Below are 23507 nucleotides of genomic sequence, written 5' to 3' on the forward strand. Positions count from 1 at the left end.
ACTTTTCCCGCCGGTGACTGGCCTACTCGGGGCGCATGTGCGGGAACAGCAGCACATCGCGAATCGAGGGCGAATCGGTCAGCAGCATCACCAGCCGATCGATGCCAATCCCCTCCCCCGCCGTGGGCGGCAGGCCGTACTCCAGCGCGCGCACGTAGTCGGCGTCGTAGTGCATGGCCTCCTCGTCGCCGGCGTCTTTCTCGGCCACCTGGGCGCGGAAGCGTTCGGCCTGGTCTTCGGCGTCGTTGAGCTCGGAAAAACCGTTGGCGATCTCACGCCCGCCAACGAAGAATTCAAAGCGGTCGGTAACAAAAGGATCGGCATCGCTGCGCCGCGCCAGGGGCGACACTTCAGTCGGGTAGTGGGTGATAAACGTCGGCTGGTCGAGGCGGTGCTCCACTGTCTCCTCGAAAATTTCGATCTGCACCTTGCCGAGGCCCCAGGAGTCCTTGAGCGCAATGCCCAGGCCCTTGGCGATGGCCCGCGCGCCCTGCTCGTCGGCGAGCTGCTCTGCGCTGATGTCAGGGTTGTAGTGCAGGATGGAATCGAACACGCTCAGGCGGGCAAAGGGCTTGGAAAAGTCATATTCGCTGCCCTGGTAGTGCACGGTGGTGCTGCCAAGCAAAGTGGCCGCCAGCTCCCGCAGCATGTCCTCGGTCAGGTTCATGGCGTCGTTGTGGTCGGCGTAGGCCCAGTAGAACTCCAGCATGGTGAATTCGGGGTTGTGCCGGGTGGACAGCCCCTCGTTGCGGAAGTTGCGGTTGATCTCGTAGACCCGCTCGAAGCCGCCCACCACCAGGCGCTTGAGGTACAGCTCCGGCGAAATACGCAGGTACATGTCCAAATCCAGCGCGTTGTGGTGGGTCACAAAGGGCCTGGCCGCGGCGCCGCCGGGAATCACCTGCATCATGGGGGTTTCCACCTCCATGAAGGCGCGGCGGTTCAGGTAGTCGCGGATAAAGGTGATGATGGCCGAGCGGGTGCGAAAAACCGCGCGCGACTCCGGGCTCACAATCAGGTCCACATAGCGCTGGCGGTAGCGCATCTCCTGGTCCGCCAGGCCGTGGTATTTGTCCGGCAGCGGGCGCAGAGCCTTGGTCAGCAGGCGCGCTTCGCGCATGTTGATGTAAAGGTCACCCTTGCCGGATTTGTGCACCGGCCCGCTGGCGCACACGATGTCGCCCAGGTCCCAGCCCTTGATGGCCGCCAGGGTCGCTTCGTCCAGGCCCTTGCGGTCAACGTAGAGCTGGATGCTGCCGGAGCCGTCCTGAATCAGCAGGAAGGCGCCGCGATTGCGGACCAGGCGGCCTGCCACCGCGTAGTGGGCGTCCAGCGACTCCAGTTCGGCCTTGTCGCGCTCGCCGTATTCGCGCTGCAACTCAGCGGCCTCGGCGGTGCGACGGAAGTCGTTGGGGAAGGCGTTGCCCTGCTCGCGGGCCGCCGCGAGCTTGGCGCGGCGCTCGGCGATGAGCTTGTTCTCGTCTTCGGTGATCGGCGTGTCGTTGCTCATGCTTGTCGTTCCTTACAGCCCGCTTTTCAGCGAGGCTTCAATAAAGTCGTCCAGGTCGCCATCCAGCACCGACTGGCAGTTGCTGGTCTGCACCCCTGTGCGCAGGTCCTTGATGCGCGAATCGTCCAGCACGTAGGAGCGAATCTGGCTGCCCCAGCCAATATCGGACTTGCTCTCTTCCATGGCCTGCTTTTCGGCGCTGCGCTTGAGCATCTCCTGCTCGTACAGGCGCGCGCGCAGCATTTTCCAGGCCTTGTCGCGGTTCTGGTGCTGCGAGCGCTCGCTCTGGCAGGCCACCACAATGCCGCTCTCGATGTGGGTCAGGCGCACCGCGGAGTCGGTCTTGTTGACGTGCTGCCCGCCGGCGCCCGACGCCCGGTAGGTATCTTCACGCACCTGGGACTTGTCCACTTCAATTTCGATGTTGTCGTCGATTTCCGGCGACACGAACACCGAGCTGAAGGAGGTGTGGCGTCGGTTGCCGGAATCGAAGGGCGACTTGCGCACCAGGCGGTGCACGCCGGTTTCGGTGCGCAGCCAGCCGAAGGCGTATTCCCCGGCAAAATGGATGGTGGCGCTCTTCACCCCGGCCACCTCGCCAGCGGAGACTTCCTCCAGCGTGGTTTTGAAGCCGTGGGCCTCACCCCAGCGCAGGTACATGCGCAGCAGCATCTCGGCCCAGTCCTGGGCCTCGGTGCCGCCGGAGCCGGCCTGGATGTCCAGGAAGGCGTTGTTGGGGTCGTTCTCGCCGCTGAACATGCGCCGGAACTCCAACTGCTCCAGCGATTTCAGCAGGTTGTCGATATCGGCGGCAACTTCGGCAATTGTGCCCTCGTCGTCTTCCGCCGCGGCCATCTCCAGCAGGTCGGCGGCATCGCTGGTGCCGCCTTCCAGCTGCTCGATGGTGTGCACCACGGCCTCCAGCGAGGCCCGCTCGCGGCCCAGTTCCTGGGCCCGGTCCGGGTCGTCCCAGACGCTGGGCTCGGCCAGTTCTAATTCAACTTCTGCCAATCGGTCTTTGCGATTGGCGAAGTCAAAGATACCCCCTAAGCACGTCAGTGCGTGCCTCGATGTCCTTGAGGGTGTTCAGCAGCGGATTGATCTCAGCCATGGTTGCGGTTCCTGTCAAAAAAGGCGCGCAGTTTACCTGAAAACCCTGCCCGCCTGCACGGGCGCCGTGGCGTCAACCCGCCCCGCTGAGGTCATCCAGAATGGCGCAGTCGGGGCCGTCGTCACCGCGGCAGCGCCGCGCCATATCGTCCAGCTGGCGCTGCATGGCCTTCAGCTGGGCGATGCGCTCACGCACCTGGCGGCTCTTCTGCTGCACCAGGTCGCGGGCCTGGGCGCTGTGGCGCCCCTGATCGCGCAGCAGCCCCAGCAGCTGGCGGCATTCGTCTAGGTCGAAGCCCACCTGGCGGGCCCGGGACAGGAACTGCAGCTCTTCCAGATCGGCCGCGCGGTACTTGCGGTAACCGTTGTCGGCACGCTGGGGCGGCACTACCAGGCCAATCTGCTCGTAGTAACGGATGGTTTTGGCGCTGAGGCCGCTGGCGCGGGCGGCCTGGGAGATATTCATAAGCCCCTCCAGAGTCAGTAGCAGCAAGAGGATAAACCTTCCCGCTACGGGAGGGTCAAGGGGCGCGCTGCAGGAATTCGATCACCAGCTGCACATTGTGCTGGCCGCGAAATTCGTTGACGTCCAAGCGGTAGGCGGCCTCGATGGTATCCACCGTGGCATCCGGCCACTGCTCGGTATCCACGTTGAAGGCGATGGCGTCCACCACCGAGTCACTGCCCGGCAGGCCCAGCACCAGCTTCAAGTGGCGCTCGCCCACAATGCGCTGGGACACCACCCGGAAGTGGCCGTCGAACAGGGGCTCTGGAAAGTGCTGCCCCCAGGGGCCGGCGTAGCGCAGGGCGGTGGCGGCCTCAAGGTCAAAATCCGCCGGCGCCAGCTCGCCGTCGGATTCCACAATGGCCTGCAGATCCACGGCGCTGGCGTGGCGCGCCACCTCCTCGACGAAGGCCCGGCTGAAATCCTCGTAATGGGCCCGGGGCAGGCTGAGGCCCGCGGCCATGGCGTGGCCACCGAACTTGCTGATCAGCCCCGGGTGGCGGGTCGCCACCGCGTCCAGCACATCGCGAATATGAATGCCCTGGATGGAGCGGGCAGAGCCCTTGATGTCCGCCCCCGCCGCGTCGGCGTTGGCAAAGGCAATGGTGGGCCGGTGCAGCCTGTCCTTTACCCGCGAGGCGAGAATACCGATCACCCCCTGGTGCCAGTCGGGGTCGAACAGGGTCATGGCCAGCGGCGGCTCGCCGCCGGCATCCAGGTCCAGCGCCGCCAGCATCTCCAGGGCCTGGCGCTCCATGCCGCGCTCGATGGTGCGCCGGTCCTGGTTGAGCTGGTGCAACTCGGCGGCGATGCGCCGGGCCGCGTGGGCGTCTTCGCTGAGCAGGCATTCAATACCGATGCTCATGTCGTCCAGGCGCCCGGCGGCGTTAAGGCGCGGCCCGGCGGCAAAGCCGAGGTCCGAGGCCACCACATTGTGGTAACGGCGGCCCGCCACTTCCAGCAGGGCGAGAATACCCGGGCGCGCCTCGCCGGCGCGAATGCGCCTGAGGCCGGCATCCACCAGAATGCGGTTGTTGTGATCCAGCGGCACCACGTCGGCCACGGTGCCAAGCGCCACCAGGTCCAGCGCCTCTGCCATGTTGGGCTCGCGCATGCCGCAGCGGGTGAACCAGTCCCGCCGGCGCAGTTCCGCCCGCAGCGCCAGCATCACATAGAAGATCACGCCAACACCCGCCAGCGCCTTGCTCGGGAAGCCGCAACCTGGCTGGTTGGGGTTGACGATAACCGCCGCGGCCGGCAACGCCCTGCCCGCCAGGTGATGGTCGGTGACCAGGGTGTCGATGCCGTGGGCGCTCGCCGCGGCAACGCCCTCGATGCTGGAGATGCCGTTGTCCACGGTGATGATCAGGTCGGGCTGGCGCTGGGCCGCCAGTTCGACGATTTCCGGGGTCAGGCCGTAGCCGTAGTCGAAACGGTTGGGCACCAGGTAGTCGACAAAGGCGGCGCCGAAGCGGCGCAGGGTTGTCACCGCCAGGGCGGTGCTGGTGGCGCCATCGGCGTCGAAGTCGCCCACAATCAGCAGCTTTTTGCGTGCGGCAATGGCATCCGCCAGCAGGGCGCCGGCGGCCTCGGCCCCCTGCAGGGCGGCGGGCGGCAGCAGGTGGGCCAGGCCAAGCTCCAGCTCCCAGGCGGATGCCACGCCGCGATTGCGATAGACCCGCCCCAGCAGGGGGTGCAGGCCCGGCGCGCTGAAGTCCGCCCCCGGCGCGCGGCGGCGAATCTGGCGCTGGGCGCGACTGGCGGCGCTACTCACCCTCTCAGGCGCTGAGGTTGCCCGCCATAAAGCCCTGCACATCCGCCAGGGTATTGGGCAGGACTTCGCAGCGTTCCGGGCGCTCGAACAGGTCCGCCAGGTGCAGGGGCAGGCTGGGTGCCTGGGTAACGCCGGCCTTGGCCACGGCGTCGGGGAATTTGGCGGGATGGGCTGTTGCCAGGGTCACCACCGGCACCGCCGCCGGCAGGCCGGCGTTCAGCGCGGCGTTGACGCCAATGGCGCTGTGCGGGTCCAGTAGGTATTCGCACTGCTGCCAGGTGGCGGCAATCTGGGCGCAGGTTTCGTCGTCGGAAACCCGGTGGCTGCTGAACAGGCCCGCCGCGCGCTGCATGGCGCTGTCGGAAAAGCGGATATCGCCACTGTCAAAGCGCTGCATCAAATCGGCGATGGCCGCGCCATCCCGGTCGTAGAGATCAAACAACAGGCGCTCAAAATTGCTGGATACGGTGATGTCCATGCTCGGCGACAGGGTGTGCTCCAGCGGCTGGCGGCCGTAGGTGCTGGTGGTCATCACCCGGTGCAGTACGTCATTGCTGTTGGTGGCAATGATCAGGCGCTCCACCGGCAGCCCCATGTTGCGCGCCAGGTAGCCTGCAAAGATGTCGCCGAAGTTGCCGGTGGGCACGGAAAATGCCACCGAGCGAGCCGGCGCCCCCAGGGCGAGACCGGCGTAAAAGTAGTACACAATCTGGGCCATGATGCGCGCCCAGTTGATGGAGTTTACCGCCACCAGGCTGCGATCCGCCGGCAGGAAGGACTTGTCGGCAAAGCTCGCCTTGACCATGGCCTGGCAGTCGTCGAAGTTACCCTGCACCGCCAGGTTGTGGATGTTGTCGCCGACCACGGTGGTCATCTGCCGGCGCTGCACGTCCGACACCCGCTGGTGCGGGTGCAGGATGAAGATATCGATGTTCTTGCAGCGCTTGCAGCCTTCGATGGCGGCGGAACCGGTGTCACCGGAGGTGGCGCCCATAATCACCACCTTCTGGTGGCGGCGCTCCAGTACGTAGTCAAGCAAGCGCCCGAGCAATTGCAGGGCGAAGTCCTTGAAGGCCAGGGTCGGGCCGTGGAACAGTTCCAGCACCCACTGGTTGGCGCCGATCTGCACCATGGGCGCCACCGCGTTATGGCGGAACTCGGCATAGGTGTCGTCAATCAGGGCTTTGAGGTCATCCGCCGGGATGCTGCCGGCCACGAAGGGCTCGATAATGCGCAGCGCCAGCGCCGGGTAATCCAGCGCGGCCATGTCGCGCAGCTCACTGGCGCTGAAGGTGGGCAGGGATTCGGGCACATAAAGGCCGCCGTCGCTGGCCAGGCCCGTCAGCAGGACCTCTTCAAAACTGAGTGCGGGGGCCTGGCCCCGGGTGCTGATGTACTTCACGTCTGCTACCTGTCTTGTTCGCTGCGTCGGCGCTGGCCGGCTCAACCGTCCAGCTCTTCCACCCGGATACGGGAAATACTGTTGCTGATGCTGTCGAGGGCTTCCATGCGTGTTACCGCCTCGTCGACCTTGCCCTGGGCGGCGTGGCTGGTGAGCACAATCACCGGCACGCGGGTGGCCCCGGGGGGCGGCGCCTTCTGGATAATGGCCTCGATGCTGATGCCGAGGTCGCTGAGTATGGTGGCTACTTTTGACAGTACACCTGGCTTGTCTTCCGCCTCGATGCGCAGGTACCAGGGGGTCACCACATCGGCCATGGGCACAATGGGCAGGTCGCGCAGGGCATCGTCCGCCACCGACAGCGACGGCACGCGGTTTTCCTGCTCGGCGCTGATATCCCGGGCTAGGTCCACCAGATCCGCCACTACCGCAGAGGCGGTGGGCGCGGCGCCGGCGCCGGCACCGTAGTACAGGGTCGGGCCCACGGCGCTGCCTTCCACCAGCACGGCATTCTTGACGCCGTTGACGTTGGCCAGCAGGCGCTCTTTGGGGATCAATGTGGGGTGCACGCGCAGCTCCACACCGGCGGCGCTCTGCTTGGCCACCCCCAGGTGCTTGACCCGGTAGCCAAGCTCCTCGGCATAGTCCATGTCCTGGGGCGTCAGGCGGGTGATGCCCTCGGTGTACACCGACTCGAACTGCAGGGGAATACCAAAGGCCAAAGAGGCCAGAATCACCAGCTTGTGGGCGGCGTCGATGCCCTCCACGTCAAAGGTGGGGTCGGCCTCGGCGTAACCCAGGGCCTGGGCCTCGGCCAGCACGTCGGAGAATTCGCGGCCGTGGTCGCGCATTTCGCTGAGAATGAAGTTGCCGGTGCCGTTGATAATGCCCGCCAACCACTCAATGCGGTTGCCCGCCAGGCCCTCGCGCAGGGCCTTGATGATGGGAATGCCACCAGCCACGGCCGCCTCGTAGCGCACGGCGACGCCGTGCTCTGCCGCCAGGGCGAAAATGTCGTTGCCATGCTCGGCAATCAGGGCCTTGTTGGCGGTGACAATGTGCTTGCCGTTGCGGATAGCGGTTTCCACCAGCTCCCGCGCCACGGTGGTGCCGCCGATCAGCTCCACCACAATGTCCACGTCTTCGTCGCGGGCGACATCAAAGATATCGCGGCTGACCCGAGTGGTGCTGAGGTCGCACAAGGGGTTGTCGCGACGCGCGCCCACCAGGCTCACTTCCAGCGGCGCCTGGGCGCGGGCGGCGATTTCCGCGGCGTTTTCACGCAGTACATTGAAGGTACCGCCACCGACGGTACCCAGGCCACACAGGCCGATTTTTACAGGTTTCAAGCTACACCTACTTACTCGTGATCACAGGGCCGGCCATCAGGCCGGGATGGCGCCGTCCTGCTTGAACATGCGCCGGATATTGCGAATGGCCTGGCGGGTGCGGTGCTCGTTCTCGATCAGGCCAAAGCGTACATAGCCTTCACCGTATTCACCGAAGCCGACACCGGGCGATACCGCCACCTTGGCTTCTTCCAGCAGTTTTTTGCTGAATTCCAGCGAGCCCATTTCGCGGTAGAACGCCGGCAACTGCGCCCACACAAACATGGTGGCCTTGGGCGGGGTCACCGGCCAGCCGGCGGAGTTCAAGCCGCCGCACAGCACGTCACGCCGCGATTTGTACATGGCGTTGATCTCGGCAACGCAGCTCTGATCACCCTCCAGCGCGGCGATGGCCGCCACCTGGATGGGGGTGAACATACCGTAATCGAGGTAGGACTTCATCCGCGCCAGGGCCCCCACCAGCTCCGGGTTGCCGCAGCAGAAGCCCACCCGCCAGCCCGGCATGTTGTAGCTTTTGGACATGCTGAAGAATTCAACCGCGATGTCCCGCGCGCCTTCCACCTGCAGGATGGAGGGGGCCACGTAGCCATCGAAACACAGGTCGGCATAGGCCAGGTCGTGCACGACCCAGATTTCGTGCTCGCGGGCAATGGCCACGACCTTCTCGAAGAAGTCCAACTCCACACAGTGGCCGGTGGGGTTGGAAGGAAAACTCAGCACCAGCATCTTGGGCCGGGGCCAGCTGTTGCGAATGGCGTTTTCCAGCTCTTCAAAGAAGGCCTGTTCGCTGTCGGCCATGGGCACGTGGCGAATGTCGGCACCGGAAATCACAAAGCCGTAGGGGTGAATCGGATAGGCCGGGTTCGGCACCAGAATCGCATCGCCCGGGCCGGTGGTGGCCAAAGCCAGGTGGGCCAGGCCCTCTTTCGAGCCAAGGGTGACAATGGCTTCGCTGGCGGGGTCAAGCGTCACGCTATAGCGGCGCTGGTACCAGTCGCAAATCGCCTTGCGCAGGCGGGGGATACCCTTGGACTGGGAGTAGCGATGGGTGTCGCCGCGGCGGGCGGTTTCCACCAGTTTGTCGACGATGTGGGACGGCGTGGGCTGGTCGGGGTTGCCCATGCCAAAATCGATGACGTCCTCCCCCGCCGCGCGCGCCTTCTGCTTCAGCTCGCCGATAATATTGAACACATAGGGGGGCAGGCGCTGAATGCGCTGAAACTGGCTTTCCACGTCGACAGGGTCCGATCGAATGCCGCCCTCAGGCGGCGGGGTTGTCAAAAAAGGTGGGAAACAGTACTGAGTCCACCGGGGGCTGTCAACGCGCCCGGTGGCAATAGCGACAAAAGCCAGTTATTTGAGCCGCGACGCCTCGCAGCCCGGCCTTACTTGAGCCCCAGGGTCACCATCAGTTCATCCGCACTCTGGTAGCCGGGGATCATCTGCCCGGTCTGGGTGATGATGGCCGGCGTGCCGCGCACCCCCAGTTCCTGGCCCAGGGCGTACTCCGCGGCAATCGGGTTACCGGTACAGACGTTGTCCGGCACCGCTTCGCGGTTTTTCAGCTTGGTGAGGGTGTCCTGCGGGTCGTCGGCGCACCAGGCGCTAGCCAGTTGGCGAAAGCCCGGGGAGCCGATACCGGCCCGCGGGTAGGCCAGGTAGCGCACTTCCACGCCGCGCTTGTTCAGCTCCGGCACCTCTTTGTGCAGCTTCTGGCAGTAAAAACAGGTGACGTCGGTGAACACGGTAATGTGCGCCCGGGCCTCACCCTCGGGTGCAAAAATGATCATATCGTCGGGGCTGACCTCCGCCAGGCGCTCCAGGCGCAGGCTGTCGCGGCGCTTCTCGGCCAGGTTCACATAGCCCTGGGGGCCGACGGTAAACAGGTCGCCCACCACAAAGTAATCGCCCTTGGCGGTGGCATAGACCAGCGGGCCGTTGGCGAACTGCACTTCGTACATGCCGGGCAGCTCGCTGGTGGAAACCGACTCGATCCTGAGTCCAGTGGACTGCACTTCCATCGTGGCGCGCAGTTTGTCGGCCACCGCCTTGTCCACCGGCTCGCCCGCCTGGACCCCACCGGCAATCAGCGTGCTGGCAGCGGCCACAAAAGCGGCGATTTTTCGTAAGGTCATAGTCGTTCCCCTGTTCGCCCACAGGCGGTTGTCATAGTGCGCAGGCTTTGAGCCCGCTATCGCTTATTAGTTCCTCACTGCCGGCGCCACAGCGCTCAGGCCCGGGTTGAGGGGTAAAAGGCGCCGCAACAGCGCCCAGTAAAAAAGAACCGAGAGTGCAAAGAGTGTAATACGAAGCACTGGGAAAATCTCGGCGTCGCCCGGCGAAACGCTGCCCCGCCACACAACGAAAAAGCGGCCACAGGGGCCGCTTGAGATACTGCTTTGGATACCGGCTTAGTTGGCCAGCTTTTCCTTGATGCGCGCCGCCTTGCCGCTCAGCTCGCGCAGGTAGTACAGCTTGGCCTGGCGCACGTCGCCGCGACGCTTGACGCTGATGCTGTCCACCAGGGGGCTGTAGGTCTGGAAGGTACGCTCAACGCCCACACCGTGGGAGATTTTGCGCACGGTGAACGCGGAGTTCAGGCCGCGATTGCGCTTGCCGATAACAACGCCTTCAAACGCCTGCAGACGCTCGCGGTTGCCTTCCTTTACCTTCACCTGCACAACCACGGTGTCACCCGGGCTGAACTCAGGCAGTTCTTTTTGCATCTGTTCAGCGTTCAGCTGAGAGATAATCTTGTTGGTGCTCATGGTGCGCTCCTGTCGTATCAAACTCGTAGCTTCACAGCTAGCGATCAATTAAAACCGGTATCAACGGCCGTCCGCTCTGCGCGGTACTGGGCCAGTAGTTCCTCTTCCTCGGGCGTCATCGCCCTGCCCTTAAGCAGGTCCGGGCGACGCTCCAGTGTGCGTCCCAGTGCCTGCTTCAGGCGCCAGCGGCGGATCTTCTCGTGATCCCCGCTGAGCAATATTTCCGGCACTGCCCTGCCCGCAAACTGCTCGGGCCGGGTGTAGTGCGGGCAGTCCAGCAGGCCGTTGGCGTAGGAATCCTCCTCCGCCGAGGCCTCGTGGCCCAGCACTCCGGGCAACTGGCGTGTCACCGCATCGATGACCACCATGGCGGCCAGTTCGCCGCCACTCAGTACGTAGTCGCCGATGGAGAGCTCTTCATCCACCTCGGTCTCTATCAGGCGCTCATCCACGCCCTCGTAGCGACCGGCGACCAGAATCAGGGCGTCCTGCTGCGCCAGTTCCACCGCCCGGCGGTGATCAAAGCGCCTGCCCTGGGGCGAGAGATAGATAACACGGGCCCTGCCCCTGTCACCCTGCTCCGCCACCGCCCTTGCAGCGGCAATGGCCTGCTGCAAGGGGTCTATCTTCATCAACATGCCCGGGCCGCCGCCGTAGGGCCTGTCATCCACCGTGCGATGCCGGTCCACGGTGTAGTCGCGCGGGTTGCTGTGGCTCACTGCCACCAGCCCCTGCTTCACTGCCCGACCGGTCACACCGTGCTCGGTCACTGCACTGAACATCTCCGGGAACAGGCTTACCAGTGCAATATGCATTGTGCCCCGCTCCCTGCGCTCATCCGTGGCGGGACTGGGCACCCGGTCAATCGTCCAGGAACCAGTCCACGGTTATTCTGCCTGTTTCTACATCCACCCGGGTCACCACGTCGCCGGGCAGGTAGGGAATCAGGCGCTCCCTGTCGTCGATGCTGTCATCGGTGGCCTTCACCACCAGCACATCGTTGGCGCCGGTCTCGATTAGGTAGTCGACCCTGCCCAGCAGAACCTCTCCCTCATCGGTGGCGCACCACACCGCCAGGCCTTCCAACTGATGCCAGTAGAAGTCGCCCTCTTCCAGCACCGGCAGACTGTCTGCGGCAACCGCCACTTCCAGGCCGCGAAAGCCCTCCGCGGCAGTGCGGTCATCAACGCCGCGGATATGGGCAACCAGGCCCTTGCCGTGACGCTTTCCGGCGTCGAACTCGATGGGCTCATCGGCCCCGCGACGCCGCAACACCCACCCCGGGTAATTCAGGAAGTTTTCCTGGGGGTCGGTGTAGGCGTGAATCTTGACCCAGCCCTTGATGCCATAACAGCCGGTAATCTTGCCGACTGTCAGCAGCGCGCTGGCCAAGCCTTCACTCACGCGCCCAGCCAACTCAGGCTGCGGCGTTTTCCTTCAGCAGGCGGGCTACGCGCTCAGAGACCTGCGCGCCCTGGCCACGCCAGTACTCAACGCGGTCGGTGTCGATGCGCAGGCGCTCTTCCTGGCCGCGAGCCACCGGGTTGAAGAAACCCACGCGCTCAATGAAGCGACCGTCGCGAGAAGTGCGGCTGTCGCTCACAGTCAGGTGGTAGAAGGGGCGCTTCTTGGCACCGGTACGGGACAAACGAATAGTTACCATATTCCGTAAATTCCTGAAAAATAAGGGGGAATTCGGGCTATCCGGCCAAAATTCCACGGCGTATACCCGGCACCGGGGCCGGAAAGGTGGCGTATCATACGGAAAAAGGGACTTTAGTAAAAGCCCCTCTCAGGGAAATTTTGCAGCAATTCCGCGGGCTTAGGCAGATCAGCGGAAGGGGAAGCCGCCGCCGGGGGGCATCATGCCACCACCACCGCCGCCACCGAGCATCCCGCCCATGCCGCGCATCATTTTCTCCATGCCGCCGCCCTTCATTTTCTTCATCATCTTCTGCATCTGCTTGTGCTGCTTCAGCAGGCGATTGAGGTCCTGCACCTGGGTGCCGGAGCCCTGGGTGATGCGGCGCTTGCGAGAACCAGAAATCAGCTCCGGCTTGCGCCGCTCCAGCGGGGTCATGGAGTTGATCATCGCCTCCATGCGGGCGAACATTTTCATGTCCAGGTTCTGCTGGGCCATCTGCGCCATGTTGCCCATGCCTGGCAGCTTGTCCAGCATGCCGGTGATGCCGCCCATGTTGTTCATCTGCTGCAGTTGGTCGCGGAAGTCCTCAAGGTCGAACTTCTGCCCCTTCTTGACCTTGCGCGCCAGTTTCTCGGCTTTGGCGCGGTCGACCTTCTGCTCCGCCTCTTCGATCAGCGACAGCACATCGCCCATGCCCAGGATGCGCGAGGCCAGGCGATCCGGGTGGAAGGGGTCCAGGGCGGCGGTTTTCTCGCCCACCCCGAGGAACTTGATCGGCTTGCCGGTCACCGTGCGCACCGAGAGCGCGGCACCGCCGCGGCTGTCGGCATCCACCTTGGTGAGGATGACGCCCGTCAGGGGCAGGGCCTCGCCAAAAGCCTTGGCGGTATTGGCGGCGTCCTGGCCGGTCATGGCGTCTACCACGAACAGGGTTTCCGCCGGGTTCAGCACCTTATGCAGTTCGGTGATCTCGGCCATCATGGCCTCGTCCACCGTCAAGCGGCCGGCGGTATCCACAATCAGCACATCGGAAAACTTCACTTTGGCGTGATCGATGGCGGCGCGGGCGATGTCCACGGGTTTCTGGTCCGGCTGGCTGGGGAAGAAATCGACCCCGACCTCACCCGCCAGGGTTTCCAACTGCTTGATGGCCGCCGGGCGGTACACGTCGGCACTCACCACGGTAACCGACTTTTTGTCGCGCTCTTTGAGCAGCTTGGCCAGCTTGCCAACCGAGGTGGTTTTACCGGCGCCCTGCAGGCCGGCCATGAGGATCACCGCCGGCGGCTGCACCGCCAGGTTGAGCCCCTCGTTGGCGCTGCCCATGACCGCTTCCAGCTCGGCCTGCACGATCTTGAGGAAGGCCTGGCCCGGGCTCAGGCTTTTCAGTACCTCCTGACCCAGGGCGCGCTGCTTCACGGATTCAACAAACTGCTTCACCACCGGCAGGGCCACGTCGGCCTCCAGCAGCGCCATGCGCACCTCGCGCAGGGTGTCCTGGATATTGTCCTCGGTCAGCTTGGCTTTGCCGGTGACATTGCGCAGGCTGTTGGACAGGCGATCAGACAAACTCTGGAACATGGGGAAAACTCTTTACTAAACGCTGCTTGCAGGAAGCCGCAGGAAGCTGCCGCGGCACGCTGGCGCTATTGATTCCGCGGGGACAAGTCGGTACAAAGGGGCGCAGTATACGCCACCCGGGCCCATCCTAAAAACCCATGCCACTTCCTCTGATTGCCACCCTGGCCGCCCTGCTTTACCTGGTGGCGACCGGGATGCAACTGGTGTCTCTCGCCCAGCGCGGAGCCACCGCCAGCCGCATGCCGGTCACCGTTGCGGTGCTGGCCATGGCCTGCCACGCGGTGGTGGCCTGGGACAGCATCAGCGCGGCCGACGGCGTCCACCTGGGCTTTTACCGGGTGGCTGCCCTGGTATTCCTTGCGGTTAACACCGTCTGCGTGGCCGCCATCCTATTAAAGCGCCCGCTGCACAACCTGCTGCTGGTGATTTTCCCCCTGTCGGCGGTGGCGGTGATGGTATCCAGCCTGGGCCCGCAGACGGAAAGCGGCAGCCAGCTCGGGCACGGCCTGCTGGTGCATGTAGCCAGCTCCATTCTCGCCTATGCCGTACTGACCCTGGCCGCGGTGCAGGCGGGTGTGCTGGCGGTGCAGGACCGCCAGTTGCACGAACGCCATCCGGGGGGCATTGTGCGCTGGCTGCCGCCCCTGCAGCGCATGGAAAGCATGCTGTTTGAGCTGCTGTGGGTGGGCGTGATCCTGCTGAGCGTGGCCATTGTCACCGGCTTTCTCTTTGTCGAGGACCTGTTCGCCCAGCACCTGGTGCACAAGACCGTGCTCAGCCTGGTCGCCTGGCTGACCTTTTCCACCCTGCTGTGGGGCCACTACCAGCTCGGCTGGCGCAGCCAGACGGCCGTGCGCCTGACCCTGGCGGGTTTTCTGTCGCTGATGCTGGCCTTTTTTGGCTCCAAGCTGGTGCTGGAGCTGATTTTGCAGCGCTGACGCCGCCTTCGGGCCCCTGACTCCACCCGTCTATGGGTGCCGCGAATAGACGCCATACAGCGCTTGCCCCGCCCGGGGTTTTTCTTCAAGATAGCCGTTTGCTCATTACCAAGGGTTTTTTCCTGACTTGAACGAAGCACCGCTGGGTCTTTTAAGCTCAGTTCTGGTAGTCCTCATTTTGCTCTCCGGTTTCTTTTCCAGTTCCGAGACCGGCATGATGTCCCTCAATCGCTACCGGCTGAAACACCTCAGGAAAAACAAGCATCGCGGAGCGCGCCGGGCCAGCAAACTGCTGCAGCGGCCCGATCGGCTGATCGGCCTGATCCTGATTGGCAACAACCTGGTCAACATCCTGGCCTCCGCCATCGCCACGGTGATTGCCATTCGCCTGTGGGGTGACGCCGGTATCGCCATCGCCACCGGCGGCCTGACGCTGGTCATCCTCATCTTCGCGGAAATCACCCCCAAGACCATCGCCGCCCTGTATCCGGAGAAAGTCGCCTTCCCGGCCAGCATTGTGCTGTTGCCGCTGATGAAACTCATGTATCCGGCGGTGTGGCTGATCAACACCGTGACCAACGGCCTAATGCGGCTGATGGGCGTGGACCCGTCCAAAGGCGGCGACGAGCACGTCTCCACCGAGGAACTGCGCACCATCGTTACCGAGGCCGGCCAGCTGATTCCCACCCGCCACCGCGGCATGCTGCTGAACATCCTCGACCTGGAGGAAGTGTCGGTGGACGACATCATGGTGCCGCGCAATGATGTTTACGGCATCGACCTGGACGACTCCGACGAAGAAATCCTCAGCACCATCCAGGCAAGCTCCCACACCCGCCTGCCAGTCTGGCGTGACGACATCAACAACATCGTCGGCGTGCTGCACATGCGTAACATCAGCCGCGTGATCGACAAGCAGGGCCTGGACCGCGGTGCCCTGGAGCGGGAGATGGAGGCGCCCTATTTCATCCCTGAAAACACGCCCCTGCACACCCAACTGTTCAACTTCCAGAAGAACAAGCTGCGCCTGGGCGTGGTGGTGGATGAATACGGCGATGTGATGGGCCTGGTGGCGCTGGAGGATATCCTCGAGGAAATCGTGGGCGAGTTCACTTCCAACCTGGTGGATACCGCCGACACCATCTTCCCCCAGCGCGATGGCAGCTACATCATCACCGGCAACGCCAACATTCGCGAAATCAACAAATCCCTGGACTGGGAACTGCCCACCGACGGCCCCAAAACACTGAGTGGCCTGATTCTGGAGTACCTGGAGTCCTTCCCGGATGGCAACGCCGGGCTGGCAATTGACGGCTACCGACTGGAAATCCTCGAACTGCAGGGCAACGTGGTACAGGCAGTGCGCGCGTCCGCTGCCTGAATTTGCCTGGGGCAACTGTCACGCTGGCGACAGAGCCAGCCACCCGCGAACAGTAAAATCGGCCTCCCTCAAGACCTATAACACGATGAGGTTGTTATGCTTACCGCAGAACTGCGCCAGTCCATTGCTGCGCGTATATCCCGCTGCTTCGCCGAAGGCGGGCAGATTCCCCTGCTCAGCACCGAATATCCCGAGCTGGAAATGGAAGACGCCTACCGCATCCAGGAGCAGGTTGTCGCCGCCTTCAAAGCCCAGGGACGACGCGTGAAAGGCTACAAGATTGGCCTGACCTCCAAAGCCATGCAGGAAATGGCCGGCACCACCGAGCCGGACTACAGCGCCATGCTGGATCACATGTTCCTGCCCGAGGCGAGCCGCACGCCGCGCGCCAGCTGGCAGACGCCGCTGGTAGAAATCGAACTGGCCTTCGTCATGAAGCAACGCCTGGCGGGCCCCGGCATCAACGTGGCGGATGTCATCCGCGCCACCGAGTGCGTGTTGCCGGCCATTGAGATTGTGGACTTTCGTGTGGCCATGACGCCGGGTATGACCGTGCGCGACACCATCGCTGATCTTGCCGCGGTGGGCGGCGTGGTGCTGGGCGGCAATCCGCGCAAGCTCACGGACATTGACGTGCGCGCGGTGCGAGGCGACCTCTTGATCAACGGCGAAGTGCGTGAATCCGGCGCTGCAGATGCGGTGCTCGGCAACCCCCTCACTGCCGTGGCCTGGCTGGCCAACAAACTCAGCGAGTTCGACGTGGCCTTTGAGCCGGGGGACGTGATCCTTTCCGGCTCCTTCCTGCGCGCCCTGCCGGTGCAGGCCGGCGATGAAATCATCGCCCGCTTCGACAGCGGCTTTGGCGACGTCCACCTGGCCTTCGACTGAACCCATTCGCCGGCACGTACCTAACTCGCCCTCCACAGGAACCACGTCATGATCAACCAGGCACTGCAACACTGGCGCGTCGGGGAGAGCTCCCTCGGCGTGTGGTCCAACCTTCCGGACATCCACCTGGCGGAAACCCTCGCCCGCATGGGCTTTGACTGGATCTGCTTTGACCTGCAGCACGGGCTGATGGACTACAGTGACCTCACCCGCCTGCTGCCGGCCATCTGCGGCCAGCCACTGACACCGCTGGTGCGCGTTGCCGCCAACCAGAGCGACCAGATCGGCAAAGTGCTGGACGCCGGCGCCCACGGGGTTATTGTGCCCATGGTCAATACCGCCGACGACGCCCGCCGGGCCGCCGCAGCCTGCCGCTACCCACCGGCGGGCAATCGCTCCTGCGGGCCATTGCGCGACGCCATGATCGAGGGCTTCAACTACCTCGCCACTGCCAACGAACAAATCGCCTGCATCGCCATGATAGAAACCGAGGAAGGCCTGGCCAACGTGGAGGCCATCGCCGCCACTACCGGCATCGACGCCCTCTTCGTTGGCCCCATGGACCTGTGCTACGGCCTGGGCCTGCCTCCCGGCGATTTTGACAGCCCGCCGTTCCGGGCCGCCATCGAGCGCATACTGAAAGCGACCGGCGATGCCGGCATTGCCACCGGCATGTTCGGCTACACTGCGCAGATGGCAAACTCTGCCTTGGAGGGAGGATTCGACTTTGCTTCCGCCGGCACTGATATCAGTTTTTTCCGCAGCGGTGCCCAACAGGCCCTGGCGATCGCCAGTGGAGACAATGAAAACAACCCGAGTGAGGCCGTGTACTAATGAAAGCCCTTTCCACTATAAGAACGATTGCCCCCCTGCTTCTGAGTTCCTGCCTGGCCGCTACCAGCCAGGCCGCAGAGGTCACTGGCAAGCGCCTGGTGGCCGCCGACCAGGAGCCCGGCAACTGGATGAGCACCGGCCGCAATTACGGTGAGGAGCGCTTCTCTCCACTGGCCAGCATCAACGACGAGAACGTGGATGATCTGGGTCTGGCCTGGACCTACAAGTACGAATTGGATCGCGTCGTAGAAGCCACCCCCATCGTGGTCGACGGGGTGATGTATACCACCGGCGCCTACAGCATGGTGTACGCGCTGGATGCGAAAACCGGCAGGGAACTGTGGCGCTACGATCCCAAAGTGTGGCGCGGTATTCAGGGGCGCGGCTGCTGTGACGCCGCCAACCGCGGGGTGGCCGTGTGGGGTGGCAAGGTGTTCGTTGGCGTTTACGATGGCCGCCTGGAAGCCCTCGACGCCAAGACCGGCGAGCGTGTGTGGTCAGTCAATACCCTGATCGACCCGGACCGCAACTACACCATCACCGGTGCGCCCCGCGTCGTGAAGGGCAAGGTGATTATTGGCAACGGCGGCGCAGAGTTCGGCGTGCGCGGCTATATCACCGCCTACGACGTCGATAGCGGCAAGCAGGCCTGGCGCTTCTTTACCGTGCCAGGCGACCCGGCCCAGGGCGACGAAACCGACACCATCACCATGATCCGTAAAACCTGGCACGGCGACGACTACTGGAAACAGGGTGGCGGCGGCACTGTGTGGGATGCCATGGCCTACGATGCAAACCTCGATTTGCTCTACATTGGCGTTGGCAATGCCTCATTCTGGAACCCGGCGCTGCGCTCCGAGGCCAAGGGCGACAACCTGTTCGTGTCCTCCATCGTGGCACTGCGGCCAGAGACCGGCGAATACGTCTGGCACTACCAGACCACCCCTGGCGACGCCTGGGACTACACCGCCACCCAGCACATCATCGTGACCACCCTGCCCATTGACGGCGAACCTCGCCGGGTGGTGATGCAGGCACCCAAGAACGGCTTTTTCTATGTGCTGGATGCTGCCACCGGTGAATTCCTGTCCGCCGAAAAATTCGGCCATGTCACTTGGGCCAAGGGTATCGACCCGCAGACCGGCCGCCCGATTGTCGACTGGGAAGCGGCCGACTACTGGACCAACGGCGAGCCCAAGGTGGTCTTCCCCGGCTCCCAGGGTGCCCATAACTGGAACCCGATGAGCTACAGCCCCGACACTGGGCTGGTGTACATCCCCCAGCAGGTGACGATGGAGTACTTCGAGCCTCTGGAGAAACCGCCGGTGACACGCCCGGGCGTGCCCAACCTGGGCCTGGTAGTACCCAAGGTGCCAGAAACCCTGGACGCCGTTGAAGAGTTGGCCGGTGTGTACCGTGGCAAACTGCAGGCCTGGGATCCGGTCAAGCAGGAAGAGCGCTGGAGCCAGCCCTACGAGCACATCGCCAATGGCGGCACGCTGAGCACCGCCGGTAACCTGGTATTCCAGGGCACCGCGGATGGCCGGGTGCTGGCCTACGCGGCGGATACCGGCGAGCAACTGTGGGAACAGAGCGTATCCAGCGGGGTAGGAGCAGGCCCGATCTCCTACGAAGTGGACGGCGAGCAATACGTGGCCTTCAACGTCGGCTGGGGCGGCGCCTTCCCCATTACCTTCGGAGCCCTGGCCTACCGCACCCACGTGGTGAATGACTCACGCCTGTACGTGTTCAAGCTGAACGGCAAGGCGGAACTTCCCCCCATCAAGCGCCGCAAGATCGAGCTGCCCAACCCGCCACCAGTGGAAGCCGACGAGGCCACACTGGCCGAAGGCGCCGAGCTGTTCGCCCTGCACTGCGGGGTGTGCCACGGCCTGTCGGCGATGAGCGCCGACATTATCCCCGACCTGCGCTACCTCACCCCCCAGGAGCACGAAGACTTCCTGCCCATCGTATTTGGCATCCGCGCCAACAAGGGCATGCCGCCCTTCGGCGGGATTCTCGAGCCCAAGCAGGTTGAGTCCATTCACCAGTACGTGATTGAGCGCGCCCACCATTGGCGTAGCGAACTGCTCAAACAGGACGCCAAGCGCAGCGAGGCGGACAAAGCCGGCGCCCAGTAGGGCCGCCCCTACCCCACTCCCGGCAAGCGCCGCACACGCTGCGGGCCTGCCGGATTCGGGTTGTTCTTCAGACAAATTTTCTGCATGTGTCGCGCTTGTGACACTGCGCAAATTGCCCCCTGACGTAGCATTCACTCTCCCCTGACCAGGCGGGGCATACGCACTCCGCCTGGCTGAACTAACAATTAAAGAGGGAATGAGATGAACTCTGTCATCAGCAATGTTGTTAAACCTGCGTCATCACTGTCTGCCATAGCGCTGGGGCTGTTGCTTGCCCAGGGTAGCCAGGCACAGCAACTGGAAGAAGTCGTGGTCACCGCCACCCTGCGCGCCGAAAGCCTGCAGGACGTACCGATCTCGATGATCGCCATGAGCGGTGAATCCATCAAGGACATGAACATTACCCGGGCGGAAGACTTCGCCGTCGATATGCCGGCGGTGACCATCTCCCAGAACCCGATCTACAACTTCATCTTCATTCGCGGCGTGGGAACGCCCGGCGCCAACCAGGGTATGGAGCAGTCGGTGTCGATCTTCCACGACGGGGTCTACATGGGCCGCCACCAGCTCTCGCGGGCGCCCTTCATGGACCTGGAGCGGGTCGAGGTTCTGCGCGGACCCCAGTCCATCCTGTTCGGCAAGAACACCATTGGCGGCGCCATCAGCCTGATTACCGCCAAGCCCACCGAAGAATTCGAAGGCATGGTGAACGCCAGCTACGGCAGCTATGGTGAAAAAGAACTGAACGGCTACCTCTCCGGCCCTATCACCGACAACCTGCGCGGCCGTATTGCCGCCCGCGGCTACGAAATTGACGGCTATCTGGACAACGTGATGACCGGCGACGATGGCCCCTCGCGCGAGGACACTACCGTGCGCGCGCAACTGGCCTGGGACGCCACCGACAACCTGACCATCACCGGCAAATGGGAAAACAGCCAGTTCGACGCCACCCAGACCACCACCCAGCTGGGCGTGTTCAACCCCTTTAACGCTGGCGCAGTAGCCTTCAACAACCTCAACCAGGCCCTGGTGGCCGCCGCTACCGGCGGCAACGGCCGGGAGAGATACGACGACGAGCGCGCCGTGGTCAACGATGGTGGCGCCCTGCTCGGGCAGGTACTGCCCGAGTTCGCCGGCCTGCCGGGCTTCCCCGACCTGGAAGAAGGCAGCCAGAACGACATGGATGTGGGCAGCCTGACCCTGGACTGGGCCATCGGCGACCACACCCTGACGGCCATCACAGGCTATGCCCAGTACGAGTACCGCGACATCTGTGACTGCGACTTTGCCGCCCTGCCCCTCACCCAGGCCGACGCCCGGGAGGACTACGACCAGTTCAGCCAGGAAATCCGCCTGACCTCTCCCGGTGGTGAGAAACTCGACTACATCGTGGGGCTTTACTACCACCAGAGCGATTTGACCTACAACGCCCGGGACGCCTTCGGTACCTCCATGGCCTACCAGATGGTCGGCGCCCCCAGCCCCCTGCTGGTGCCCAACCTGTCCCGTGAATACACCCTGGATCAGGAGCAGGACATGTGGGCGGTGTTTGGCTCCACCACCTACAGCTTTACCGACGCCACGCGCCTGACCCTTGGCCTGCGCTACTTCGAGGAACAGAAAACCGCAGACCACCGCCTCGACAAGTACTTTACCGGCGGTTGGGACTACAGCGCACTGGCGGGCCTGCCCGCCGGCTCATTGGCCTACGGTGACAGCGCCGCCGACTATGACGACTTCCTGGCAGGCTTTGGTGCGGTGGACCTCGGCGGTGTTAGCGCGGGGCAAGTCACCGAGCTGATCTACGGGCAACTGCTGGGTACCTCCGAGCACGACATCCGCGGCCGCGACCGCAAAGAGCAGGACTGGAACTGGCAGATTACCCTGGAGCACGACATCACCGAGGACGTGATGGTGTTTGCCACCGCCTCCACCGGCACCAAGGGTGGCGGCTTTGACGGCCGCTTCCTGTCCACCAACGATGACCCGCTGTTCGAGTACGAAGAGGAAACCGCGGAAAACTACGAACTGGGTGTAAAGGCCTACCTGCTTGATAACACCATGACCCTGAACGCCACGGCCTTCTACGTTGCGGTGGAAGACTACCAGGTGAACATCTTTGACGGCGCCACGGGCTTTTTTGTGCAGAACGCCGCGGAGATCGAGTCCCAGGGTGTGGAGGTGGACATCAACTGGGCCGCCACCGAAAAGCTCACCGTGCGCTTTGCCGGCAGCTACCTGGATGCCACCTACGCCTCCTGGCCCAATGCGCCCTGCTGGGCCAGCCCGGCAGACGATGTGCGCGGCGGCTGTATGAACTTTGGCACGCCAGATGCCTACCGCGACGCGGGCGGCAGCACCAACGTGTTCTCGCCCGAATGGGCCTACAACCTGAACCTCAGCTATGTGCAGCCCGTGGGCAATACGCTGGAAGCGCGTTTTGTGCTGAACGTGAACTACGCCGACGAGCAGTACACCGCCTCCGATCTCGACCCCATCTATGCCTACCAGGAGTCGTACACCAAGTACGACGCCCGCGTGAGCCTGGGCAGCGTGGCGGGCAACTGGGAACTGGCGCTGGTCGGCAAGAACCTCACCGACGAATACACCAGCACCGCCAACGCCAATGACCAGCCCCTGGTCGCCGGCAATGGCTTCAAGCTGCTGGACCGCCCGCGCAGCTACCTGCTGCAAGCCACCTACCGCTTCTGATCTGCCCATGCAGATCCTGCGCCGGGGAGATTCCCTCCTCCCCGGCGCTTTTTTTACTGCAGCAGCCAGCTACTCGGGCGCATCATAGGCTGTGGTGATCTGCTCCATGCCGGTGAGATACCCGTAGTTCTTCGCCAGTTTTTCCAGGTCGTTCACGTAAATGCGGCCGTAACGCAACTCCACCACCCCGGCCTTGCGCAGGGCCTGCAACTCACGATTGATACTCTGCCGGGATGCCCCCATCAGGCGCGCCAGTTCCTCTTGTGAGAGATCCACATAACGGGCGTTATCCTCGTCGTAGCGGCCGTGGGTAAATGCCAGCCGGTGAATGGCCCGCGCCACCCGCTGATGCAGATTAAGCCCGCCCTCTTCATGCAGCGCGTAGAGCGCTCGCAGGCGCCTGCACAGTGTCAACAGCAGGGTCTGGTTCAGCTCCGGGAACTCCGCCACCAGGGCCTCGAACTGGCGCCGGCCCAACACACGCAGCACACAGTCCTCCAGGGCCAGCGCATGGCTGACGCGCGGCAGGCCATCGATCATGCCCATCTCGCCAATACAATCGCCCGCGCGAAACTGGGCGGTGATGATTTCGCGGCCATCCTCGGTGTAGTTGCATAGCTGCACCACCCCCGCCACCAGTTGGTAGACCTCATCGGAGGAATCACCCTGGCGATACACCGCGCTACCCGCGGCCACCTGGCGCAAACTGCTCATGCGTTCAAAGGCCTCACGCCCCGCCGGAGGCAGGCCGCTGACAAAGTCGTGCATGTGGGGAATAACGCGCATTGCCTGCCTCGCTGATTTTCTTTCCATAGCAATTGCGGTTCCGGCATTCTGCACACTACGCAGGCAAACCGGGTCCGGGCAAAAAATCATACCAGTACCGGCCCGCAGGTGCGATGCAAGCCCAGGCGAACGCACCGCCCCCGCCGCATCAAACGATGCGACAACGTGTCGCATCCCCCT

At 63.7% G+C, this 23507-nt stretch carries 20 protein-coding genes; 6 read left to right on the top strand and 14 right to left on the bottom strand.

What is annotated here, in order from left to right:
• Positions 1-22 precede the first annotated feature (22 nt).
• The 13 genes from lysS to ffh form a co-directional block, all read right to left on the bottom strand.
• The gene (lysS, locus tag DDZ17_RS08290) at positions 23-1510 is read right to left on the bottom strand and encodes a lysine--tRNA ligase (RefSeq protein WP_116365689.1); all 1488 of its coding nucleotides are present in this window, start codon (positions 1508-1510) and stop codon (positions 23-25) included.
• A 12-nt stretch (positions 1511-1522) separates the two neighbouring features.
• A protein-coding gene (gene prfB / locus DDZ17_RS08295) for a peptide chain release factor 2 (protein ID WP_116365691.1) occupies positions 1523-2621 on the bottom strand; the annotation gives its coding sequence in 2 pieces (ribosomal slippage) (positions 1523-2545 and positions 2547-2621; 1098 coding nt in all).
• 72 nt (positions 2622-2693) lie between these two features.
• Entirely contained in the window at positions 2694-3086 is a 393-nt protein-coding gene (cueR, locus tag DDZ17_RS08300; RefSeq protein WP_116365693.1) for a Cu(I)-responsive transcriptional regulator, read from the bottom strand.
• A gap of 55 nt (positions 3087-3141) precedes the next feature.
• Positions 3142-4866, bottom strand: a complete 1725-nt coding sequence (gene recJ, locus DDZ17_RS08305) for a single-stranded-DNA-specific exonuclease RecJ (RefSeq protein WP_241505848.1) — start codon at positions 4864-4866, stop codon at positions 3142-3144.
• A 37-nt stretch (positions 4867-4903) separates the two neighbouring features.
• Positions 4904-6301: a threonine synthase gene (thrC, locus tag DDZ17_RS08310; RefSeq protein WP_116365696.1), complete on the bottom strand. Its 1398-nt coding sequence runs from the start codon at positions 6299-6301 to the stop codon at positions 4904-4906.
• A 41-nt stretch (positions 6302-6342) separates the two neighbouring features.
• Positions 6343-7650 carry a homoserine dehydrogenase gene (locus DDZ17_RS08315; protein ID WP_116365698.1) on the bottom strand — a complete coding sequence of 436 codons (1308 nt, stop codon included), beginning with the start codon at positions 7648-7650 and terminating at the stop codon, positions 6343-6345.
• A gap of 36 nt (positions 7651-7686) precedes the next feature.
• On the bottom strand, positions 7687-8883 hold the full coding sequence (gene alaC / locus DDZ17_RS08320) for an alanine transaminase (protein ID WP_116365700.1): 1197 nt from the start codon (positions 8881-8883) through the stop codon (positions 7687-7689).
• A 152-nt stretch (positions 8884-9035) separates the two neighbouring features.
• Positions 9036-9785, bottom strand: a complete 750-nt coding sequence (locus tag DDZ17_RS08325; RefSeq protein ID WP_116365702.1) for a DsbC family protein — start codon at positions 9783-9785, stop codon at positions 9036-9038.
• A gap of 276 nt (positions 9786-10061) precedes the next feature.
• Positions 10062-10418: a 50S ribosomal protein L19 gene (gene rplS, locus DDZ17_RS08330; protein WP_116365704.1), complete on the bottom strand. Its 357-nt coding sequence runs from the start codon at positions 10416-10418 to the stop codon at positions 10062-10064.
• A 44-nt stretch (positions 10419-10462) separates the two neighbouring features.
• The gene (trmD, locus tag DDZ17_RS08335) at positions 10463-11233 is read right to left on the bottom strand and encodes a tRNA (guanosine(37)-N1)-methyltransferase TrmD (protein WP_116365706.1); all 771 of its coding nucleotides are present in this window, start codon (positions 11231-11233) and stop codon (positions 10463-10465) included.
• Positions 11234-11279: 46 nt separating this feature from the next.
• Positions 11280-11822, bottom strand: a complete 543-nt coding sequence (gene rimM / locus DDZ17_RS08340; RefSeq protein ID WP_241505828.1) for a ribosome maturation factor RimM — start codon at positions 11820-11822, stop codon at positions 11280-11282.
• 13 nt (positions 11823-11835) lie between these two features.
• The gene (rpsP, locus tag DDZ17_RS08345; RefSeq protein ID WP_116365710.1) at positions 11836-12081 is read right to left on the bottom strand and encodes a 30S ribosomal protein S16; all 246 of its coding nucleotides are present in this window, start codon (positions 12079-12081) and stop codon (positions 11836-11838) included.
• 168 nt (positions 12082-12249) lie between these two features.
• Positions 12250-13644, bottom strand: a complete 1395-nt coding sequence (gene ffh, locus DDZ17_RS08350) for a signal recognition particle protein (RefSeq protein ID WP_116365712.1) — start codon at positions 13642-13644, stop codon at positions 12250-12252.
• Positions 13645-13781: 137 nt separating this feature from the next.
• Between ffh and DDZ17_RS08355 the strand changes: the two genes are divergently transcribed.
• The 6 genes from DDZ17_RS08355 to DDZ17_RS08380 all read left to right on the top strand — a co-directional run bounded on the left by DDZ17_RS08355 (position 13782) and on the right by DDZ17_RS08380 (position 22541).
• Complete coding sequence (locus DDZ17_RS08355; RefSeq protein WP_116365714.1) at positions 13782-14582, top strand: cytochrome C assembly family protein; 801 nt, start codon at positions 13782-13784, stop codon at positions 14580-14582.
• A 127-nt stretch (positions 14583-14709) separates the two neighbouring features.
• Positions 14710-15963, top strand: coding sequence for an HlyC/CorC family transporter (locus DDZ17_RS08360; protein ID WP_116365716.1), 1254 nt, complete (start codon positions 14710-14712; stop codon positions 15961-15963).
• 96 nt (positions 15964-16059) lie between these two features.
• Positions 16060-16851, top strand: a complete 792-nt coding sequence (locus DDZ17_RS08365; RefSeq protein WP_116365718.1) for a 2-keto-4-pentenoate hydratase — start codon at positions 16060-16062, stop codon at positions 16849-16851.
• A gap of 48 nt (positions 16852-16899) precedes the next feature.
• Positions 16900-17685, top strand: a complete 786-nt coding sequence (locus tag DDZ17_RS08370; protein ID WP_116365720.1) for an HpcH/HpaI aldolase family protein — start codon at positions 16900-16902, stop codon at positions 17683-17685.
• Positions 17685-19826, top strand: coding sequence for a PQQ-dependent dehydrogenase, methanol/ethanol family (locus tag DDZ17_RS08375; RefSeq protein ID WP_116365722.1), 2142 nt, complete (start codon positions 17685-17687; stop codon positions 19824-19826). Before DDZ17_RS08370 ends, DDZ17_RS08375 begins: the two co-directional genes overlap by 1 nt.
• A gap of 201 nt (positions 19827-20027) precedes the next feature.
• The gene (locus DDZ17_RS08380) at positions 20028-22541 is read left to right on the top strand and encodes a TonB-dependent receptor (RefSeq protein ID WP_116365724.1); all 2514 of its coding nucleotides are present in this window, start codon (positions 20028-20030) and stop codon (positions 22539-22541) included.
• Positions 22542-22610: 69 nt separating this feature from the next.
• Here DDZ17_RS08380 and DDZ17_RS08385 read toward each other — a convergent pair whose 3' ends face one another.
• Positions 22611-23327: a Crp/Fnr family transcriptional regulator gene (locus DDZ17_RS08385; protein WP_170150183.1), complete on the bottom strand. Its 717-nt coding sequence runs from the start codon at positions 23325-23327 to the stop codon at positions 22611-22613.
• Between the last annotated feature and the right edge of the window lie 180 nt (positions 23328-23507).

Origin of the sequence: Parahaliea mediterranea (assembly GCF_003402235.1) — a bacterium.
In the GTDB taxonomy this organism is placed as follows: domain Bacteria; phylum Pseudomonadota; class Gammaproteobacteria; order Pseudomonadales; family Halieaceae; genus Parahaliea; species Parahaliea mediterranea.

Coding starts and splice junctions, on each gene's coding strand:
- lysS (WP_116365689.1), bottom strand. CDS start 1,510: ATGAGCAACGACACGCCGATCACCGAAGACGAGAACAAGCTCATCGCC.
- cueR (WP_116365693.1), bottom strand. CDS start 3,086: ATGAATATCTCCCAGGCCGCCCGCGCCAGCGGCCTCAGCGCCAAAACC.
- DDZ17_RS08325 (WP_116365702.1), bottom strand. CDS start 9,785: ATGACCTTACGAAAAATCGCCGCTTTTGTGGCCGCTGCCAGCACGCTG.
- rplS (WP_116365704.1), bottom strand. CDS start 10,418: ATGAGCACCAACAAGATTATCTCTCAGCTGAACGCTGAACAGATGCAA.
- trmD (WP_116365706.1), bottom strand. CDS start 11,233: ATGCATATTGCACTGGTAAGCCTGTTCCCGGAGATGTTCAGTGCAGTG.
- rpsP (WP_116365710.1), bottom strand. CDS start 12,081: ATGGTAACTATTCGTTTGTCCCGTACCGGTGCCAAGAAGCGCCCCTTC.
- ffh (WP_116365712.1), bottom strand. CDS start 13,644: ATGTTCCAGAGTTTGTCTGATCGCCTGTCCAACAGCCTGCGCAATGTC.
- DDZ17_RS08355 (WP_116365714.1), top strand. CDS start 13,782: ATGCCACTTCCTCTGATTGCCACCCTGGCCGCCCTGCTTTACCTGGTG.
- DDZ17_RS08365 (WP_116365718.1), top strand. CDS start 16,060: ATGCTTACCGCAGAACTGCGCCAGTCCATTGCTGCGCGTATATCCCGC.
- DDZ17_RS08370 (WP_116365720.1), top strand. CDS start 16,900: ATGATCAACCAGGCACTGCAACACTGGCGCGTCGGGGAGAGCTCCCTC.
- DDZ17_RS08375 (WP_116365722.1), top strand. CDS start 17,685: ATGAAAGCCCTTTCCACTATAAGAACGATTGCCCCCCTGCTTCTGAGT.
- DDZ17_RS08380 (WP_116365724.1), top strand. CDS start 20,028: ATGAACTCTGTCATCAGCAATGTTGTTAAACCTGCGTCATCACTGTCT.
- DDZ17_RS08385 (WP_170150183.1), bottom strand. CDS start 23,327: ATGCGCGTTATTCCCCACATGCACGACTTTGTCAGCGGCCTGCCTCCG.